Source organism: Vibrio sp. 704, from assembly GCF_033339295.1.
Genome location: NZ_JAWOUH010000798.1, coordinates 1 through 569, shown reverse-complemented (window position 1 = coordinate 569; position 569 = coordinate 1). Strand labels below are relative to the sequence as shown.

Genomic DNA, 569 nt, shown 5'->3' with positions numbered 1-569 from the left:
GCTCGGCATATACTAGACTCTCAATGGGTGGTATGCGCATCGCCTTCTTATATTGCTAAAAACGGCAAACCTATCGAACCTATCGATCTGACTTCGCACAACTGTTTGCAATAAGCTTATCAAACCACCGGTGCATCGGAGTGGGAATTTAAGAGTGACGAAGGCAATTATATTGTTCGAGTCTCTGGAAGCTTTTCAACCGACAATGCCACCGCTCTGCGCAAAGCAGCATTAGGCGGACACGGCATTGCGTATGTGCCTCGCTGTTTGGTGTACCACGATATTCGTAATGGCCAGCTGGTGGATATTTTCCCCGAACTGGTCGGCAAAAAGCTGGGCATTTACGCGGTATATCCGTTTACGCGTCAGCCGCCGAATAAGGTTAAGCTGCTCATCGAGCACATTCGCGAACGTTACCTCACCATTTCTCATTACTTCTAGGTGCTTCATATTGTTTGTATTTTTTGGTTGAATTTCGCCACTTGAGCCCTAATCTAGCTATTGAGAATAAATCTCAATAAAAACAAAACACTTCAAACGGAGTAACACGGACGTTATGCATTACCCAA

1 pseudogene is annotated in these 569 nt (G+C 45.3%); it reads left to right on the top strand.

The features are described from left to right. Positions 1-441: pseudogene (locus R7R24_RS29180) on the top strand (substrate binding domain-containing protein); the annotation flags it as partial. Positions 442-569: the final 128 nt, after the last annotated feature.